The 19,763-nt window shown below is 45.6% G+C and carries 17 protein-coding genes; 7 read left to right on the top strand and 10 right to left on the bottom strand.

All coding sequences use genetic code 11. The features are described 5' to 3' along the window. Window positions 1-3 precede the first annotated feature (3 nt). Entirely contained in the window at window positions 4-2,649 is a 2,646-nt protein-coding gene (gene aceE / locus LZG75_RS10670) for a pyruvate dehydrogenase (acetyl-transferring), homodimeric type (RefSeq protein WP_233937497.1), read from the bottom strand. A gap of 104 nt (window positions 2,650-2,753) precedes the next feature. Between aceE and LZG75_RS10665 the strand changes: the two genes are divergently transcribed. Continuing rightward, window positions 2,754-3,215: an Lrp/AsnC family transcriptional regulator gene (locus LZG75_RS10665; protein WP_233924641.1), complete on the top strand. Its 462-nt coding sequence runs from the start codon at window positions 2,754-2,756 to the stop codon at window positions 3,213-3,215. 20 nt (window positions 3,216-3,235) lie between these two features. Here LZG75_RS10665 and LZG75_RS10660 read toward each other — a convergent pair whose 3' ends face one another. Beyond that, complete coding sequence (locus tag LZG75_RS10660; RefSeq protein WP_233937496.1) at window positions 3,236-4,576, bottom strand: NAD(P)H-dependent oxidoreductase; 1,341 nt, start codon at window positions 4,574-4,576, stop codon at window positions 3,236-3,238. 205 nt (window positions 4,577-4,781) lie between these two features. On the opposite strand from LZG75_RS10660, the gene LZG75_RS10655 reads away from it, so the two are divergent. From LZG75_RS10655 to LZG75_RS10645, 3 genes are read left to right on the top strand one after another with little or no spacing between them, the layout of a single operon-like run. Further along, window positions 4,782-5,645 (top strand): phytanoyl-CoA dioxygenase family protein, encoded by an 864-nt coding sequence (locus tag LZG75_RS10655; RefSeq protein WP_233924644.1) that lies wholly within the window; start codon window positions 4,782-4,784, stop codon window positions 5,643-5,645. Window positions 5,646-5,657: 12 nt separating this feature from the next. Then, window positions 5,658-6,218 carry a hypothetical protein gene (locus LZG75_RS10650; protein WP_233924646.1) on the top strand — a complete coding sequence of 187 codons (561 nt, stop codon included), beginning with the start codon at window positions 5,658-5,660 and terminating at the stop codon, window positions 6,216-6,218. A gap of 21 nt (window positions 6,219-6,239) precedes the next feature. Further along, entirely contained in the window at window positions 6,240-7,160 is a 921-nt protein-coding gene (locus LZG75_RS10645) for a 2-dehydropantoate 2-reductase (RefSeq protein ID WP_233924648.1), read from the top strand. Window positions 7,161-7,220: 60 nt separating this feature from the next. On the opposite strand, the gene LZG75_RS10640 is transcribed toward LZG75_RS10645, so the two are convergent. The 6 genes from LZG75_RS10640 to LZG75_RS10615 all read right to left on the bottom strand — a co-directional run bounded on the left by LZG75_RS10640 (window position 7,221) and on the right by LZG75_RS10615 (window position 14,001). Then, window positions 7,221-9,104: a TRAP transporter large permease subunit gene (locus LZG75_RS10640; protein ID WP_233937495.1), complete on the bottom strand. Its 1,884-nt coding sequence runs from the start codon at window positions 9,102-9,104 to the stop codon at window positions 7,221-7,223. Further along, window positions 9,097-9,765, bottom strand: a complete 669-nt coding sequence (locus tag LZG75_RS10635) for a TRAP transporter small permease subunit (RefSeq protein WP_233924650.1) — start codon at window positions 9,763-9,765, stop codon at window positions 9,097-9,099. Before LZG75_RS10635 ends, LZG75_RS10640 begins: the two co-directional genes overlap by 8 nt. A 115-nt stretch (window positions 9,766-9,880) precedes the next feature. Continuing rightward, window positions 9,881-11,014 carry a TRAP transporter substrate-binding protein gene (locus LZG75_RS10630; RefSeq protein ID WP_233924651.1) on the bottom strand — a complete coding sequence of 378 codons (1,134 nt, stop codon included), beginning with the start codon at window positions 11,012-11,014 and terminating at the stop codon, window positions 9,881-9,883. A 129-nt stretch (window positions 11,015-11,143) separates the two neighbouring features. Next, window positions 11,144-12,511 (bottom strand): NAD(P)(+) transhydrogenase (Re/Si-specific) subunit beta, encoded by a 1,368-nt coding sequence (locus LZG75_RS10625; RefSeq protein ID WP_233937494.1) that lies wholly within the window; start codon window positions 12,509-12,511, stop codon window positions 11,144-11,146. 11 nt (window positions 12,512-12,522) lie between these two features. After that, a complete protein-coding gene (locus LZG75_RS10620) occupies window positions 12,523-12,846 on the bottom strand; it encodes a proton-translocating transhydrogenase family protein (RefSeq protein ID WP_233925141.1) in 324 nt (107 codons plus the stop codon). Window positions 12,847-12,864: 18 nt separating this feature from the next. Then, window positions 12,865-14,001 (bottom strand): Re/Si-specific NAD(P)(+) transhydrogenase subunit alpha, encoded by a 1,137-nt coding sequence (locus LZG75_RS10615; protein ID WP_233925140.1) that lies wholly within the window; start codon window positions 13,999-14,001, stop codon window positions 12,865-12,867. 166 nt (window positions 14,002-14,167) lie between these two features. On the opposite strand from LZG75_RS10615, the gene mnmA reads away from it, so the two are divergent. Next, window positions 14,168-15,307, top strand: a complete 1,140-nt coding sequence (gene mnmA, locus LZG75_RS10610) for a tRNA 2-thiouridine(34) synthase MnmA (RefSeq protein ID WP_233937493.1) — start codon at window positions 14,168-14,170, stop codon at window positions 15,305-15,307. Here the strand turns inward: mnmA and LZG75_RS10605 are convergent. After that, a complete protein-coding gene (locus tag LZG75_RS10605; protein WP_233937492.1) occupies window positions 15,285-15,893 on the bottom strand; it encodes a glutathione S-transferase N-terminal domain-containing protein in 609 nt (202 codons plus the stop codon). The two genes, mnmA and LZG75_RS10605, sit on opposite strands and share 23 nt — an antisense overlap. 167 nt (window positions 15,894-16,060) lie before the next feature. Between LZG75_RS10605 and purB the strand changes: the two genes are divergently transcribed. Together purB and LZG75_RS10595 are read left to right on the top strand one after the other, a co-directional pair. After that, entirely contained in the window at window positions 16,061-17,422 is a 1,362-nt protein-coding gene (purB, locus tag LZG75_RS10600; RefSeq protein ID WP_233937522.1) for an adenylosuccinate lyase, read from the top strand. Next, the gene (locus tag LZG75_RS10595) at window positions 17,419-18,795 is read left to right on the top strand and encodes a 3-deoxy-D-manno-octulosonic acid transferase (protein WP_370635405.1); all 1,377 of its coding nucleotides are present in this window, start codon (window positions 17,419-17,421) and stop codon (window positions 18,793-18,795) included. The genes purB and LZG75_RS10595 overlap by 4 nt, the downstream gene beginning before the upstream one ends. Here LZG75_RS10595 and secF read toward each other — a convergent pair. After that, on the bottom strand, window positions 18,792-19,763 hold the full coding sequence (gene secF, locus LZG75_RS10590) for a protein translocase subunit SecF (protein ID WP_233925137.1): 972 nt from the start codon (window positions 19,761-19,763) through the stop codon (window positions 18,792-18,794). The genes LZG75_RS10595 and secF overlap by 4 nt on opposite strands.

Below are 19,763 nucleotides of genomic sequence, written 5' to 3'. Positions count from 1 at the left end.
TTCTTAGAGGCCTGCCTTTAATTTGCCACTTGTGCTTGAATGAAGACAAAATTGTGCCGCTTTAGCGATACTTGCAGCATCAACTTGAAAGTAGTCTCGTAGCGCTGCTCGAGTATCGCTACGGCCAAACCCATCGGTACCTAAGGTAAGGTAGTTGCGCTGGCTGGGGATGTAGGCACGAATACTTTCTGGAACTGCGCGTACATAATCGGTTGCAGCAATGATCGGGCCAGCTGAATTCGATAACAGCGAACTAATAAAGGCAGTTTCATATTCAGAGGTGCCATCAACTCCTATATCCTTATTCTCATCTGCAAAAGCGGCCTGCAATTTTTGGTGACCATTGCGTGCCAGCTCACTCCAACTGGTGATGCTAAATATATCAGCTTCAATATCTACCCGTTTTAATATTTCGGCAGCTTTGATTACTTCGAGCAGGATGGCACCAGAGCCCAATAGAGTAACTCTTTTTTTCGCCGTAGGGGGTGCTGGTTGATAGAGGTATGCACCCGCTAGAATATCTTTTTCTTTACCAGATAACAAATTGGTTTGGGCATAATTTTCATTCATGAGGGTAATGTAATAAAACACATCTTGCTGTTCGGTGAGCATTTCCCTCATCCCCGCATCAATGATCACGGCTAATTCGCCAGCAAAGGCAGGGTCATAGGCTTTGCAATTAGGAATGGTAGCAGCCACTAAATGACTACTGCCATCTTGATGCTGTAAGCCTTCGCCACCCAAAGTAGTGCGCCCTGAGGTTCCACCCAATAAGAAGCCGCGTGCGCGTTGATCGGCAGCTGCCCAAATAGCATCTCCAACACGCTGAAAACCAAAAATAGAATAATAAATATAAAAAGGTAGCATGGCAAAGCCATGATTAGCGTAACTAGTAGCAGCTGCAGTCCAGCTGGCAATAGCACCCGCCTCACTAATGCCTTCCTCTAAAATTTGGCCATTTAACGCTTCGCGATAACTTAATACGGAACCAATATCTTCTGGTTCATAGCATTGTCCAACGCTAGAATAAATACCCACTTGTTTAAATAGATTCGCCATACCAAACGTTCGCGCTTCGTCGGCCACAATGGGCACAATTCGTGCACCTAGTGCTGGGGTCTTTAGTAAATTACCTAAGAGTCGTACAAAGACCATGGTAGTTGACATCGATTTATCGTCAGGAGTAATCGCAAAGCTGGCATAAGATTCAAGCGGTGGAATCGCTAGGCGTTCGCAGTCGATAACACGTTTAGGTAAATAGCCACCCAACTCAGCCCTTCGTTGCTGCAAATACCGCATTTCTTTGCTATCCTCGCTTGGCCGATAAAAATCTAAATTCATTGCTTGGGCATCGCTGAGTGGTAAGTTAAAGCGATTACGAAATTCAATTAACGCTTCCTCATCAAATTTTTTCTGACTATGCGTTGTCATTTTTCCTTGACCAGCATGACCCATTCCATAGCCTTTTTTGGTGTGCGCCAGAATTACCGTGGGTTGACCTGTATGCTTTACTGCCGCCTCATAAGCAGCATAGATTTTGACGATATCGTGACCACCGCGTTTTAATCGATCAATTTGTTCATCTGTCATACCCTGAGCTAGTTCTGCTAACTCAGGGCTTTGTCCGAAAAAATTTTCCCGATTAAAGCGCCCATCTTTAGCTGCAAAAGTTTGCATTTGACCATCAACGGTATTCGATAGTGCGCGCACCAAAGCACCAGAATGATCACGTGCAAATAAGCCATCCCAATCACTGCCCCACACTAATTTAATGACATTCCATCCGGCACCACGAAATAATTTTTCTAATTCATCAATAATGCGACCATTACTTCTAACGGGGCCATCTAAGCGTTGTAGATTGCAGTTCACTACCCACGTTAAATTATCTAATTTTTCCCGTGCTGCCAAGGTGAGGGCGCTCATGCTTTCAGGCTCATCCATTTCGCCGTCACCAAAAACACCCCATACTCTGCGCTGCGAACAGTCGAGTAAATTACGGTGACTTAAGTAACGCATAAATCGGGCTTGGTAAATTGAGCTAATGGGGCCAATGCCCATTGAGCCAGTTGGAAATTGCCAAAAATCGGGCATGAGCCACGGGTGAGGATAACTCGATAGCCCTTGCACCCCGATTTCTGCGGCGGCAATTTCTTGGCGGTAATAGGCTAGATCTTGTTCATTTAAGCGACCTTCAAGATAGGCGCGGGCATATACACCCGGCGCACTATGGGGTTGAAAAAATACTAAATCACCCTTGTGCTCGGAAGTACGACCATGATAAAAATGATTAAATCCTACTTCAAACAAATCGGCTGCACTAGCGTAGCTAGCAATGTGACCACCAAGTTCGCCATAAGCCGTATTCGCTTTGGCGACCATCGCCAGTGCATTCCACCGCATCAGGGAGGCTATTTTTTCTTCGATTGCCAGATCACCAGGAAACACGCCTTGCTTAGCAACCGTAATCGTATTCACAAGAGGCGTGACTAATTCAGGGGACCAGCCAATTTGCTGTTGGTGGGCGGTGCGGATGAGCATATCAAGCAAATGCTTGCCCCGCTCCTCGCCATTAGCAGTAATGGAATTAATAAACGCTTCTGCCCACTCGGCCGTTTCGGTTGGATCGATATCATGAGGGTTTTGCATAGGTATTAATATACAAAAAGTGCTCTGAAATAGGATTGCAAATTATGGTCAAATACCATTAAATTAAGCATAAAATGCTAAATAAACCATTTTTATAGAACTTTATGCAACTAGATGCCATTGATTTAAGAATTTTGCAAGAACTGCAAAAAGACAGTTCACTCAGTAATGTGGCCTTGGCTAAGCGCGTGCATTTATCACCTTCACCTTGTTTATTGCGAGTGCGCGCGCTAGAGGCGAACCAAGTAATTCAGCGCTATGTGGCCTTGGCTAACCCCAAGGCCCTGGGACTTGATTTAAATGTATTTATTTCGATCAGCCTAAAAGAGCAGTCAAAAACTGCGCTCGCTGAATTTGAACAGTGTATTGCCGAGCAACATGCGGTAATGGAGTGCTATTTGATGACCGGCGATTGTGATTATTTAATTCGAGTTGCTGTATCCAATATTAGCGATTTAGAAAAATTTATTCTTGAGCAATTAACTCCCATTGCCGGCATTGAAAAAATTCGCTCCAGTTTTGCATTAAAGCAAGTCTCTTACAAAACTGCTTTGCCTTTGCCGTAACAAAATACTGATTTATCGAGTCATTTTTTAAACATGGACTCCATCTCGCGTCTTACTCGAATTGCTTCATTGTTGATATCAAAATTGACATCGTTCCAGCATACTGGTTTGCCAGCAGCAACAGCATTTTTGAGCGTCAGGCGGTGTGCTAACCCAATGGGTAAGCCACCCATTGCCAAGGAATCAGTGGCAGGCATTAATTTACCGTAAACCGTAAAACCACCTTCGCCATCGAGCATTTCTCCAGCCTTTAAGTCACGTTTAGCCGTGGCTACGACGTCACCGCTAAAGGCGGTAGTAGCACCCGTGGCTTCTTTGCGCAAGGCCACGCTCGCAACCGAGATGCCTAACTCAAGACCAATTAAATGATATGGTTTATACATTGCCGCATACCAGCCGCTCGCATCAGTTTTCAGGCCATATTGCAAGAAGCAGTTACGCACATATTCGTTCGGCGCTTCAAAAACAATATAAACGCCCCAACGTAAATCTCGAAAGACAGGGCGACCATCACGCTCAACAGAAGAAACTACTTCAACTGTGCCTTTAAAGGGCAAGATGCCGCCATCAGCCTCTGGCCGTAAGATGGTAGGCAGATCATCAACCCCGCAGGGCGGAAATAACAAGCCATTTTTTGGGGGTCGCAAACCACAGGCATTCGATACCGCAGCCATTTCAAGGGCAGACTTGGTGCCATCTAAAAATGAATTAAACATTTGGGCATTAAAGTCTCCGCTACCAACTTGCTCTGGGGTAAATCCATAGTGCCCCCATACTGTGTCTGGAGTGGCTTGGTGATAGATCGGTAAATATTTAGTGCCTTTGCCTGCACACACCACATCCATACCAATCGTTTCGGCCCAATCAACTAATTCAGCAATTAAGGATGGTTGATCGCCAGATGCCATTGAATAAATAATGCCAGCATCAGCTGCTTTTTTAGCTAGGTAGGGGCCCGCAAGTACATCAGCCTCTACGTTCACCATGATGATGTCTTTACCATGTTCGCAGCATTTCAAGGCGTGGTGAATGCCTGCTGCTGGACTTCCAGTGGCATCAATAATGACTTCAATTTGCGGATTGGCGATCATGCCATCAGCATCATCAGTAATGAATGTTTTGCCAGTTTGATACGCATTCTCAAAAGAAGACGCGTTGTATTGCACGGCGTTCCAACCCACACGGGCTAAAGAATCACGCGCCCGTTGCGGCACTAAGTCGGCAATACCTAATAAATGAATGCCAGGGGTTCTTGGCACTTGGGCTAAATACATTGAGCCAAATTTGCCCGCACCAATAATGCCTACTCGTACCGGCTTACCTGCCGCCGCGCGTTGTTTGAGTTGTTGAATGAGGGACATAACAAACCTTTCAATAAGAGTGCTGCTATTTTCACATTTTTTAGTTGGCGTAGGTTCATCAATTGCACTCTTAGTTCAGGTAGGGCGTCGGGTCAGCCTAGGGCTTTCCCTGATGGTAGTTGATTACAGGCCTGACTTTTAACCCTCTAACTGATTAATTGATTACACTTTCACCTATTGTTAAAAAGAATCGACGAGGTCAAAAATGCATTTATCTCCAGAACAACTAGCCCAGTTTGATAAAGCAGGTTATTTATTCTTTCCCAGCTTATTTAGTCCTAGTGAAGTGAAAACCCTGACTGATGCCGTCCCTGAGCTTTATAGCCGAAAAGAAGCTTATAACGTCCGTGAAAAAGACAGTGAATCGGTGCGCACCAATTTTGCCGCGCATCTAATTAGCAGGCCATTTGCTAAATTGGGAAAACATCCCAGAATGATTCAACCAATTGAAGATTTATTGGGCGAGCAGTTATATATGCATCAATTTAAGATTAACGGCAAGATGGCTTTCGATGGCGATGTTTGGCAGTGGCACCAAGATTATGGTACTTGGTTAAACGACGATTTGATGCCTACCGCGCGGGCGATGAACGTGGCAATTTTTTTAGATGATGTCAATGCCTTTAATGGCCCACTGATGTTTATTCCAGAAAGTCATAAACGTGGTGTGATCGCTGCCAAACATGATTTAACTACGACCAGCTATCCATTATGGACAGTAGACAACGATTTAATTTCGCAATTAGTAGCTCGTGCAGGCGGCAAAAACGGCGGCATTATTAGTCCCACTGGGCCTGCAGGTTCAATGATTTTATTTCACAGTTGTTTAGTCCATGCTTCCACAAGTAATTTATCGCCATGGAATCGGGTCAGCGTCTATTTAAGTTTATGTGCGGTGTCGAATCATATTCGTCGGCATAAACGTCCTGAATATATTGCCCATCGTAATTTTGAGCCCATCGTATGTTTGCCGGACGATTGTTTGTTAACCGATTATCCAGTTGATGTGCCATGGGAGCATGGAGTTCCAGCAAGCGCTTTAGAGACTTCGCTTGAGACTATTGCTTAAAGGAAGATATCGTTGAATAAGTCTGAAAAACAAGCGCAAAACTATCGCTTAAAACTTGAAAAAACGGCCAAACCCCTGCTGATTGTGGATTACAGTTTTGGGGGCGATACAGTATTAGAGCGGATGAAGGTAGCGCCATTACCGAGTGCAATTCAGAATGCGAAGGTGAAGACCGAGTTTGATTTAGCCCAAGCCTGGAGTAATTTCGCAAGGAAATCTTTGGGCCAGCGCAAATTGGCCGAGTCTGAGATTGAGTGTTGGGATGGTCATTACGACCAATTGGGTCGAGTGATGCTGGAATTAATGCGCATGAGCAGAGATAAGCCAGAAATGCTTACCAAAGAAGGGGTGTATGAAATGATTCCAGATTTAGAGGAAATCACATTCATTGCTAAGCCAGGGCGAATTGAAGATAAGATGTTTGTTCGTATTTGGTTTTCATTAATTCGCCATCCGGCATTTCTTGAGCTGGAAATTCATGAAAAAGAAGTCGTTGCATTTCAATATTGGCAAAACCTATTTACTTTGGCTTTAGGTAAAACAAATAGTGAGCTACTGAAGCAAAACGCTTAGATTGCGGATTAAGCGTGCCAAATGAGTAAAAAAATGAAAATATTAATTGTTGGGGCAGGTGGTATTGGCGGCTACTTTGGTGCAAAACTGATTCAGGTGGGCGCCGATATTACATATCTATTACGCCCTAAACGCCATGAGTATATTCAAGCCAATGGCTTAACGATTGAAACTCCACGAGGCAGTTTTGTTCTTCATCCAAAATCGATTACCTTAGATCAATTAGAGCCTATTTATGATCTGGTTATTTTGGCGCCAAAAGCATTTGATTTAGCCAATTGTTTAAATGAACTTGAAAAAGTTGGCCCAAAAGCCCTATTCTTACCCTTTTTAAACGGCCTTACGCATCTCGATGCCTTGGACCAGCAATTTGGAAGAGCCCGTGTCATGGGGGGCGTGGCACATATTGCCGCAATGATTACGGAAGTAGGTGCGGTAAAGCAATTAAGCGATTTACATATTCTGACGGTTGGGCATCGGGCGCCCGAGCAAGAGGCGATAGCGAGAGCATTTTTTGCGCTATGTGAAAAAGCCGATTTCGATCACTTTTATAGTGAGCAAATTGAGCAGGCAATGTGGGATAAATGGGTTTTCTTAGCTAGCTTAGCTGGTATGACAACCCTTTGTCAGGGCTCAGTTGGGCAAATAGTTGCTACGCCGTATGGACAAGAGTTGTCGTTAGAGATGTATGCAGAATGTTGCGCAATAGCGCAAGCAAACGGATTTTCAATAGCAGAGCAAGCACGTAAAAAAGCTATCGAGTTATTGACCCAGGTAGGCTCCCCATTTACGGCCTCGATGTTACGCGACCTAATCGCTAAGCAAAAAACAGAACACGAACATATTTTGGGTCAAATGATTCAAAAAGGGATGAGCATTAAGGTGTCGTGCCCATTGGTGAAGATGGCCTATACCCATATGGCGGTGTCAGCGCAGCAATAAAAAAGCGCCTTTTTGAGGCGCTTTTTTATTTATCAAAAAAAGTATTCTTAATCGAGCTTTCTAGCCCCCATAAAGAAACTTAGGCAACCAGAGAGTCATACCAGGCCATATATACATAAAGAACATACATAGAATGACGATGAACATATACGGCATCATGCCCGCAAAAATTTGATTCAGAGTGACACTTGGCGGTGATACCCCTTTAAGATAGAAGGCTGACATCGCCACCGGTGGCGATAAGAAAGCGGCTTGCAAATTCACAAAGACCAAGGTGCCCCATAACAAAGGATCGATTTGGAAGTGCGCTAACAATGGCAAGAAGATCGGCACAAAAATCACAATGATCTCAGTCCACTCCAAAGGCCAGCCAAGGAAGAAAATAATTGCTTGCGAAAGCAGCATGAACTGAATCGGCGTCAGATCTAACATGAGCACCCATTTTTCAATGATCGATTGACCACCCAAAATCGTGAATACAGCAGAGAATAAAGCTGATCCAACGAACAGCCAACACACCATTGAGGTAGTTTTAGCAGTAAGAAAAACCGCCTGCTTGGTGCGATCAAAATTTAATGTGCCCGCTTGAAACGCCAGAATAAAAGCACCAAAAGCACCCACTGCTGCCGATTCAGTTGCGGTGGTAATGCCTAGCAAGATCACAGCTAAAACCAAAATAGTGAGAATACCCAAGGGCATGACGGATTCGATCAGCAGTTTCAAAATTTCAAACTGATCTTCATCGAGTTTGATGTAGTAGTAAATCAGCAGCAAGAGTAGTAGAACAGAGCTAAGCCCAAAATACAGTTCAAAGTTTTCCGGCGGCCCAGCAGCCGCTTCAGGCTCGGCAGCCCCAGCAGTGGGCGCATCACCCGCCGCTGCATCTAGCGCTACTAATGGCACATCTACCTCTTCAAGCTCTTTGGTTTTTACGTTGTTGGAGGTGGCATCCAGTGAAACTAAACCTTCTTCTACAGGCGCAGCTTTATCAGCTGTAGCCACCTTAGCAACTTGCGTAGCTACAGGGACATTTTGTGCATCGCGTTCAGCTTGCTGATGAATGATGACGTACCACCATACTCCCCATAAAGTGACTGCAGCAAGAATAAATGGAGTTAAGACTGCCAGTACATTTTGGACAATTTTGCCAAAGGAGAGGCGTGCATCAACAGGTGCATCGAAAAACTTCGCCGGTGCAAATAGGGCTTTAAAAGTTGCCACAAACATATTGGGTGAATACTGTTCACGCAAGAAACGGATAGGGGCTGGAATAGGCACCTGTTGTTTTTCAGGGGGCAGTTTAGGTGCTACTTTAGGATTTATTAAGGCCCAGCCGATGATGTAAACCAAATATAAAAATGCGAGAAAGAAGCCTGGCACCATCGCAGCTGCATACAGTTTCACCACCGATTGACCAGCGACCGCTGCGTACACAATAATCATTACTGAAGGTGGAATCAAAATACCCAAGGTACCACCAGCGGTAATAACACCAGCTGCTAAGCGCGTATCGTAGCCCGCATTCATCATGGGCTTCATGGCGATAACGCCCATTAGCACTACAACTGCACCAACTAGACCGCTGGCAATACCCCAAAATGTACAAACAATTAAGGTTGCGACAGCAAGCGATGCAGGTACGCGACGAAAGGCAAGCTGAATGCTATAGAACATTTTGTCAACTAATGCCCCTCGCTCCATTACATAGCCCATTAAAACAAATAAGGGAATAGACAGCAGGACATCGTTGGTCATACCCCCAAATGTTCTTTGCACCATCAGGGTAAATACCTTATTAGCTGTCCAGCTTTGAGATGGGTCATAAAAGGCGGCAAAACCAAACATCATGCCAAGCCCCATTAAGGTAAAAGCAGTTGGGAATCCCAACATAATCACCACGATAATCAGGCCCAACATACTTAGGCCAAGTATTGGATCACTCATGGTTTATTTCCTTCGTTTGGCCAATGCGGTGATGTGCCGCTTCATCAATTGCTTTAGCATTTTTCATACCCATTTGACGAGCCTCTTCATCAACGTGGGTTGAGGCCGCAAGTTGTTGCTCAATTACATCAATTTCTTCCGCATCTTTTAAGCGTGCTGGCCATTCACCTGTTTTGATACAAACAATGCAGCGCAAAATTTCGACAAAACCTTGGAGGAGTACAAAAGCACCAGCAATTGGAATAATGGTTTTAAAAGGATACAAGGGCGGCCCATTGGCGATTTGGGTGGTGTGTTCACCTATGCGCCATGATTCAGCCGCATAGGTGTAGCCCGCATATACCAATGCAGTTATGCCCGGCAAGAAAAAGGTAATGTACAGAATTAAGTCAAGAGTGGCTTGGGTGCGTGGTTTCATTGAGCCATAGAGGAAGTCGCCCCGTACGTGCCCATTTTGTGCCAATGTATAGGCCCCGCACATCATAAAGAGCGTGCCATAGGCCATGACCGACAGTTCGCCAATCCATGCTGATGGAGAATTCAACGCATAGCGTCTAACCACATCGGTACACACCATCAGCATTAATAGAATGATGAGCCACGCAGCCGCCTTGCCAACAAAGGTGCTGATCTCATCGACTCTAAGCATGAGCTTATTCATTCATTACCTCCCAATAAAACTTGACTAAATAACAGTACTATTTAAATTACTATAAAAAAACCGGACGGTGAACCGTCCGGTTTTGCATCAGCATGAACCATTTAGTTGATAAACATTAGGCTTTAGGTTGACTGTCTTTGAAATAATGATCGTAGGCGATCTTGAAGTCAACATCCGTCAAGAGTTGCCAACGCACTGCACGTTGAGCAAAGGCTTTTTGTGAATCAAGCACTTTCTTAAACATGGCATTTTCAGCTGCTTTTTTGGCAATAATTTTGTCCCAAGCATTTAACTGAGCTACCAAAATGGATTTCGGTGTTGCATAAAACTTCACCTTATCTTTGGTTTGCAACTCAACAAAGTCTTTTGAGTAACGATCGATTGCTTTCCAAGACATATCGGCTGAAGCAGCTTGGGTGGCGATTGAGAGAATTGAACGCAAATCAGGCGCTAATGAATCGTATTTCTTCTTGTTAAAGATGATTTCAAATTGCTCTGAACTTTGGTGAAAGCTTTGCAGCATATTGATCTTAGAAACATCTGGGAAGCCTAGCAAGCGATCGGAAGAGGCGTTATTAAATTCAGCAGCATCTAAGAGACCACGATCCATCGCGGGAATAATATCGCCACCAGGCAGGGCCTGAACTGACGCGCCCATATCGGTAAAGATTTCAATTGAGAGGCCAACAGTACGGTACTTTAAGCCCTTCATATCTTCTGTTTTAGCAATTGGCTTTTTAAACCAACCAAGTGGCTGAGTTGGCATTGGGCCATAAGGGAATGACACGACATCCAATTTCAAGCCAGAATAAATTTCGTTTAACAGTTGTTGGCCACCACCATATTGGTTCCATGACAAAACGGTATTGGCATCCATACCGAAAGCTGGGCCTGAACCCCATAATGCCAACGCAGCACTTTTACCGTACCAATAAGCCAACACACCATGACCGCCATCTAATGTTCCACTTGAAACCGCATCAAGTAGATCAAAGGCTTTAACAACTGAGCCAGCTGGCAACACTTCAATTTTGAGGCGACCGCCCGACATCGCATTGACTTTGGCAGCGTAGTCGTTGGCATATTCATGAAAGATATCTTTCGTAGGCCAGGTTGACTGAAAGCGCAAAGTAATAGTTTGTTGCGCTTTCGAAATCATTGGGAATCCGAGAGCAGCTGCGCCAACGGAGCCAGCAGCAGCACCTTTTAAGAATTTACGACGTGGAACTTGGTTTTTAATTTCAGACATGGAATTCTCCCAGATATTATTTTTTTACAACTTGTATCTTCTTACAAGAGAGTCAGTATAAGACCTCTAGGGGGTTAAAAACCCTCGGGAAAACCCTCAAATACGCGCTAAATAGCAGATTAATTAGCCCTAATCGACCGCTTTGACCATATCTTCAACGACCTTCTTGGCATCCCCGAAGACCATCATGGTTTTATCCATGTAGAAGAGCTCGTTGTCGAGGCCTGCGTAGCCTGCCGCCATCGAGCGTTTATTAACAATAATGGTTTTCGCTTTAAACGCTTCCAAAATTGGCATACCAAAAATGGGGCTTCCTGGAGTACGGGCGGCTGGGTTAACCACGTCATTGGCACCCAAAATAAGCACCACATCGGCTTGACCAAAATCGCTATTGATATCTTCCATTTCAAAAACTTGATCGTAAGGTACTTCAGCCTCGGCTAACAACACATTCATATGGCCAGGCATCCGCCCAGCTACAGGATGAATGGCGTATTTAACCGTAACACCATGATGGGTCAGTTTTTCAGTCAACTCTTTCAGCGCGTGTTGAGCACGGGCCACAGCTAGACCGTATCCCGGCACAATGATGACAGTATCAGCATTACTCATTAAAAAGGCTGCATCTTCTGGCGAGCCAGTTTTATAATTTTTAGGGGCACCATCATCATCGCCACTGGCTGATACTTCGGCGCCAAAGCCGCCGAGCAAGACTGCTAAGATTGAGCGGTTCATGGCCTTACACATAATGTAAGACAGAATTGCACCCGATGAACCTACACATGCTCCAGCGATGATGAGCACGGGATTATTTAGCGTAAAGCCAATGCCTGCTGCAGCCCAACCTGAATAACTATTCAGCATGGAAACCACAACTGGCATATCGGCACCACCAATCGGAATGATGAGTGTCACACCCAAGACCAAAGCAATACCGCACATGATTAAGAAAGCGCTATGACTATCAAATAGATAGTAAGCAATACCGCCACCCAGCATTGATAATGCTAAAACTAAATTAAGTAAGTGCTGCCCGCTAAAGGTGACTGGTTTACCGCTCACTTTGCCAGAAAGTTTTCCAAAGGCAACGATCGAGGCAGTAAAGGTAATGGCACCAATAAATGCGCCAATAAATAATTCAATTTTTTGTGCGCCAGTATGTTCTTGGCCCACATGCAAGACAGCAGCAATTGCAATTAAGACCGCCGATAAACCAACAAATGAATGCATGAGTGCCACGAGCTCAGGCATTTTCGTCATTTGTACGCGTTTAGCTGCAAGCGTACCAATGATGGCCCCACCAATAATTGCTGCGCCAATTAACCAAAAGACTGGCTTGAAGTCGGGCAAGAAAAAGGTAGTAATAACGGCCAAAAGCATGCCGATCATGCCGTAGGTATTTCCTTGGCGTGAGGTCGTTGGCGATGAGAGTCCTCGCAGCGCAAGGATGAATAAAATGGAGGAAACGAGGTAAGAGAGGGCGGTGATATTTGACATGAATAGGCTCTTTATTCGCTCTTAGGGGTTTTTTTCTTAAACATCTCGAGCATGCGGCGTGTAACCATAAAGCCACCAAAGATATTAATTGATGCTAAAAAAACGGCTACCGCACCAATCAGGCTGGTGGTCGTAATTTCACTGCCATTGATGACCTCAGTTTGCAAGAGGGCGCCAACAATGATGATCCCTGAAATCGCATTGGTTACCGCCATCAGTGGTGTGTGCAATGCAGGTGTTACATTCCAGACGACGTGATAGCCAACAAAAATGGCTAACACAAAAACAGTAATGTTTTGCACAGTGAGAAGGCTTTGGAAAGCAGCTAAATCCATGACGAATTCCTTGGAAAATTAATTGGTACGAATAACTTGGCCATCACGACACATGAGACAGGCGGCGACGATATCGTCATCGGCAGCAGCCGGAATGACTAATTGCGCTTCAGGGGTGACGATTAGTTTCATAAAATCGAGCACGTTGCGCGCATACAGCGCAGAAGCATCGGCAGCGACCATGCTGGGTAAATTAGTGTAGCCAATAATTTTGACACCATGATTGATGACAATTTGGTCAGCTCGAGTTAATGGACAATTGCCTGAACCATTTTCACCGCGGCCTGCAGCTAGATCAATCACAATTGAGCCAGGCTTCATATTGGCCACGGTATCACTGTGCAAAAGCACAGGCGGCTTACGTCCTGGAATTAAGGCGGTAGTAATCACAATATCGGCCTGCTGGGCGCGTTCAGCAACTTGTACTGCCTGACGTTTCATCCACGATTCCGGCATCGGCCGCGCGTAACCGCCAACACCCTTAGCAATTTCACGCTCTTCATCCGTTTCAAAAGGGACATCGACAAACTTGGCGCCAAGTGATTCGATTTGTTCTTTGGCGGCAGGGCGAACATCGGAGGCTTCAATTACTGCGCCTAAACGTTTAGCGGTGGCTATAGCTTGTAGCCCTGCAACCCCAGCACCGAGTATCAAAATACGCGCCGCTTTCACTGTGCCAGCAGCGGTCATCAGCATCGGCATAAAGCGTTGATATTCATTTGCTGCTACGAGAACAGCTTTATAGCCAGCAATATTGGCCTGGGAAGACAACACATCCATGCTTTGAGCGCGAGTAGTGCGTGGCGCCGCTTCGAGTGCAAAGGCGGTAATACCTTGCGCTGCCATGGCAGAAATGCCAGCATTATCAAAGGGATCAAGCATGCCAATTAAAACCGAGCCTGACTTTAATTGCTTTAACTCATCCTCTTGGGGTGCTCGTACTTTAAGCACAATTTCGGCGCCAAAGGCATCGGCAGCACTGCCAATCGAGGCACCAACTGCTTCATAAGCAGAGTCGGGTTGGCTTGCGCCAATACCAGCACCACTTTGGATGACAACTTGATGTCCTTGAGCAGTCAATTTTTTGACGGTTTCTGGGGTAGCGGCAACCCGAGTTTCTCCAGGTCTTGTTTCCAGCGGCACTCCAATGCGCATGGCTTGTCTCCAAAAGCGAATTTTTAAAAATCTATTTTAAGGTAGATGCTAATTGCAGGTATCCCGGCTATTTTCTGATCCCATAATGAAGATATCGAGGGGAAAAGGGCGGGGTTTTACAATGAGCTCTTAAAAACTTAATCCGAATTTTCGCATTTTTTTGATGATGCCTGCCAATTTCCCCTTAAATACCACCCTTAGCCGGCCGAAAACCCACCAAAAAGTGGTGGTGGGGATGTCCGGTGGGGTTGATTCTGCAGTGGCTGCATGGCTTCTCAAGCAGCAGGGGTATGAGGTCGTCGGCCTGTTTATGAAAAACTGGGAAGACGATGACGATGACGAATATTGCTCAAGTCGGCAAGATTGGTTGGATGTGGTGTCGGTAGCCGACCTGATTGGAATCGATGTTGAGGCAGTCAATTTTGCGGCTGAGTATCGTGAGCGGGTGTTTGCCGATTTTCTGCGCGAATATGCTGCTGGTCGTACCCCTAACCCCGATGTGCTGTGTAACGCTGAAATTAAATTTAAGGCTTTTTTAGACCATGCGCTGAGTCTTGGCGCTGACTTCATTGCGACTGGACATTACGCCCGCGTCCAAACTAACAATGGGCAAGTTCAGTTACTAAAGGCGCTTGATGCCAGCAAAGACCAAAGTTATTTTTTGCATCGCTTAAGCCAAGCGCAATTAAGTCAGGTTTTATTTCCCTTGGGTGAGCTGCAGAAATCAGCAGTGCGTAAGATTGCTGCTGACATTGGTTTGCCTAATGCTACTAAAAAAGATTCAACGGGAATTTGTTTTATTGGTGAACGTCCTTTTCGCGAGTTTTTAAATCGATACTTGCCACGTACACCTGGTTTAATTTGCTCAACTGACGGCAAAGTCTTAGGCGAACACATGGGCTTAGCATTTTTTACTTTAGGCCAGCGGAAGGGTATTGGCGTTGGCGGAAGTCAAGATGGTACTGGTGATGCTTGGTACGTAGCTCGAAAAGAGATGACCAGTAACACCTTATTTGTGGCCCAAGGCCATGATCACCCGTGGCTTTTAAGTCAAGACTTAGAAGCGATGGAGGCCAGTTGGGTGGCGGGTACAGCGCCAATTGAGGAAACTGCCTATGCGGCAAGAACCCGTTACCGTCAAACTGATTCACCATGTAACTTATTAGTAAGCGCAAATAGCGCAAACACATTTGATTTGCACTTCACTGAAAATCAATGGGCCATTACCCCAGGACAATCAGCCGTGCTTTACGCAGGTGAAGTCTGTTTAGGCGGGGGAATTATTACGGCGGCGAGGTCTCAATAAACGATTGGCGTTGCGCCAATTTAGCGTACAGACGCGCGAGATTGGGATATTGGGTTTGCCAATGCAATTGTGGAAAACGAAACTGTAAATAGCCTAAGGCGCAGCCAACCGCAATATCAGCCAAACTAAATTGATTGCCACAGCACCAGTTGGCATCACCTAAACCGGCAGACATACTTTGCAAAGCGGTTTGAATTTTACCCATTTGTCGGTCAATCCACGCTGCACTTTGTTCGGGAGCGGGTCGCAAAGTGGCTTCTAAACGAGCCAAAATGCCCGCATCCAAAATACCATCGGCCAACGCTTCCCATGTTTTTACTGCCGCGCGTTCTCGCCCAGCAGTGGGAATTAATTTACTCACGGGGCTTAAAGTGTCAACATATTCAACGATCACGCGTGAGTCGAACATGGCGCCGCCATCTTCCATAATGAGGCAAGGTACTTTTCCCAGGGGGTTCACTTCGCTAATGGTCGTTTTGGCGTCCCAGACATTTTCAAGCACGTGTGCGGCTTCAATTTTCTTTTCAGCAAGGACGATGCGTACTTTACGCACATAGGGGCTAGTGAGGGATCCGATAATTTTCATAGGGGGCAAGTATACCGATGCGGAAGAAGTGAAGTCAATCGTTAAGCTAGAATTATTGAGCCATTTGTGCAAACGCATTAAAATCAAGCTCTATTGACATCCTTTAAAAGGGCCTTATGGTGAGCCAGTCAAAATCACGTCTTTCCCCAGCAGCTGCAGACGCTTCGATGCTAACCGCACTCTCACCGCTTGATGGTCGTTATGCTGGCAAGGTAGACGCCCTGCGACCTTGGTTATCTGAATCTGCCTTTATGCGCCAACGGGTTTTTGTTGAGATTCAATGGCTCTTAGCACTAACTACCGCAGGCTTACCCGATGTACCCAGTATTAGTAAAGCCGACAGTGATTTTTTATTGGCACTAGCCGAAGACTTTACTACCGAAGATGCAGCGCGAATTAAAGAAATTGAGGCGGTAACCAACCATGACGTAAAAGCAGTTGAATACTGGCTTAAAGAAAAAGTTGCTGGGCGCGCTGAATTGTTAAAAACCAGTGAATTTATTCACTTTGCTTGTACTTCAGAGGATATTAACAATACCGCTCATGGCCTCATGTTGCGCGGCGCTCGTGATGAAGTACTCTTACCGCAGTTGCGTTTAATTCAGCAAAATCTAGCTGCTCTCGCTCTTGCACATGCTAAGGTTGCAATGTTATCGCGTACCCATGGGCAGCCTGCATCGCCTACTACCTTGGGGAAAGAATTGGCTAACATTGCCCAGCGTTTAGAGCGGGCAATTACTGTCATTATGGCAGTGCCTTTATTTGGCAAAATGAATGGCGCAGTTGGAAATTACAACGCACACCTAGCTGCTTACCCCGAATTTGATTGGCAGCAATTAAGTCGGCAGGTGGTTGAAAAGCGTTTGGGATTAGTTTTTAACGCATACACCACGCAAATAGAACCACACGATGGCATGGCAGAATTATTCGATGCGATAGCGCGCGCGAATACGATATTGCTAGATATGGATCGGGATTTTTGGGCCTATATTTCTCTGGGATATTTTAAGCAGCGTACCAAAGCGGGTGAAATTGGTTCTTCGACGATGCCCCATAAAGTGAACCCCATCGATTTTGAAAATTCCGAAGGTAACTTAGGCATTGCGAATGCTTTATTGCGACATTTAGCAGAAAAGTTACCGATCTCTCGTTGGCAGCGAGACTTAACTGATTCCACCGTATTACGGAATTTAGGCCCCGCGTTTGGGCATAGTGTGTTGGCTTACGATAGCGCCTTACGCGGACTCGCTAAATTGGAAGTGAATTTAGCGGCGATCGCTGCTGACTTAAATTCTTGTTGGGAGGTCTTAGCTGAACCCGTGCAAACGGTGATGCGGCGTTACGGTATTGAAAATCCGTATGAACAACTCAAAGAGCTCACCCGAGGTAAGGGTATTACGCAAGCCGATTTACAAACCTTTATTCAAGGCCTAGCAATTCCTGCTGAGGCCAAGGCCCGCTTGCTAGCGATGACACCCGCGTCTTATTTGGGTCTTGCAGTTGCCTTAACTGAACATTTGGGCAAGTGATCGCTAGTCAGCAGCCTACGGGCGAAAAAACCTCAGCTCTAGTCCAGCGCCCATTTTTTTTATTTTTACTGTATCAGTTGGGCTGGCATTTACTCTTGCCCTTAGTCGGTTTGCGACTTTGGTGGCGTGGTAGAAAAGATCGCGGCTATTGGCAGCATCTACCTGAGCGACTTGGTTTTACAGGTTTGTCGTCTCGGTTTCATCACGCTATTTGGATTCATGCGGTATCCGTTGGCGAGACGCGCGCTGCTGAACCTTTAATTTTGGCTTATTTAGCCCGTGGTGAAAAAATCTTACTTACCTGCATGACCCCCAATGGTCGCCGCACAGGTCAAGCGCTATATGCTTCAGCAATTGCAACTGGCCAACTAAGACAGTGCTATCTGCCCTATGACATTTGCTGGGCAGTTGAGCATTTTATAAAGCAAGTACAACCCAAGTTTGGCTTATTTATCGAAACCGAGGCTTGGCCTACTTATGTTTTTCGCTGCGCTGAAATGGGTCTACCCTTATTTTTAATTAATGCGCGACTATCAGATCGGAGCGCCCGACGCATAAAATATTTTGGTCGCGCTGGCGAGGAGCTCTTTCAAGCATTTACGGGAATTTTGGCACAAACTGAATTAGATGCAGAGCGCTACCGTGCACTAGGTGTAAAAAATTGCGCAGTTTTTGGCAATCTCAAATTTGATGTTCTCATGAAACCCGAGTTACTCGAGTTGGGCGCAGGCTGGCAGGCCAATTTACGCACATCAGGGCGCCTGGTCGTCTGTGCAGCAAGCACCCGCATAGGCGAGGAACAACTCATTCTTACGGCTTGGCAGCAGGTATTAAAAACTGCCCGCATTCAACCCCAACCATTGCTGTTTATTGTGCCCCGCCACCCCGAGCGTTTTGATGAAGTAGCAAAGACAATTTTAGCAAGTGGCTTTCGCTTGCGTCGGCGTAGTGAGGCGACTGAGCGCTCAATATTATTTGACCAGACGGATGTTTTTTTAGGGGATTCTATGGGCGAGATGGCAGCCTATTACCGCGCAGCAGATTTGGTCGTAATGGGGGGTAGCCTCCTCTCCTTTGGAGGCCAAAACCTGATCGAAGCTTGCGCAGTTGATTGCCCCGTGATTGTGGGTGAGCATACTTTTAACTTTCAACAGGCGACGCTGGATGCGATTAACATTGGAGCTGCGGTACGCATTACTCCGGCGCAGCTAAGTAGCACTCTTGTTGAGCTACTGTTGAGTACAGAGCAACGTCTGGCAATGGCGTTTGCGGCTAAAAATTATGCTAATTTACATCAGGGAGCGACCAAGAAAATATTACATGCTATTGATGAGCAATTAAGGCGAAAGCCGATAAATTCTGCAGCAACTTAAACCTTAGCGCCATAGTTTGGATCATCTTTACTCATCTCTTCAGGCTTGCGCTCACCCTTCACTAAATCCTCGCGCTTAACGCCCAGCCACATGGCCAGTGCCGCCGCGACAAACACGGAAGAATAGATACCGAACAAAATGCCAATGGTGAGTGCGAGGGCAAAATAGAATAGGCTAGGACCACCCAATAGCAACATTGCTAAAACCATCATCTGCGTGCTGCCGTGGGTAATGATGGTACGGCTAATGGTGCTGGTAATGGCGTTATCAATAATTTCACGGGTATTCATTTTGCGATATTTGCGAAAGTTTTCACGGATACGGTCAAAGATCACCACCGATTCATTGACTGAATAACCCAATACAGCCAAAACTGCAGCTAATACTGAAAGCGAAAATTCCCATTGGAAAAAAGCAAAGAAGCCCAAAATGATGATGATGTCATGCAAGTTGGCAATGATGCCAGCAACTGCAAATTTCCATTCAAAGCGAAAGGATAAATAAATCATAATGCCAATAACCACAAAAATTAATGCTTTCAAGCCATCGAGCGCAAGCTCACGACCCACTTGTGGTCCGACGTATTCAACCCGTTGTAATTTAGCTCCAGTGGTATTGCTTTGCAATGCTTCCATGACGGCATTACTTTGAATGGCAGAGGAGACGACCTTACCAGTAGCATCTTTCTGTAAGGGGAGGCGAATTAAGACATCACGTGAACTTCCAAAATTTTGAATTTGGGTATCGGTGTAACCTAATTTAAAAATATCATTACGGATGGTATCGATAGGCGCAGTTTGGGGGTAGCTAATTTCCATTACGGTGCCACCTGTAAATTCCACAGAGAGATGCAAGCCTCTTTGCCAGAGGAAAAAAACCGCAGCCAAAAACATCAACAAGGAAACAATATTGAGCGCCAAAGCGTGGCGCATAAATGGAATATCTTTACGGATGCGAAAAAATTCCAT

This window comes from Polynucleobacter sp. IMCC30063, assembly GCF_021395235.1.
GTDB lineage: Bacteria > Pseudomonadota > Gammaproteobacteria > Burkholderiales > Burkholderiaceae > Polynucleobacter.
Note: the sequence above shows the minus strand (reverse complement) of the source record. Positions and strands in the feature narration are given on the sequence as shown.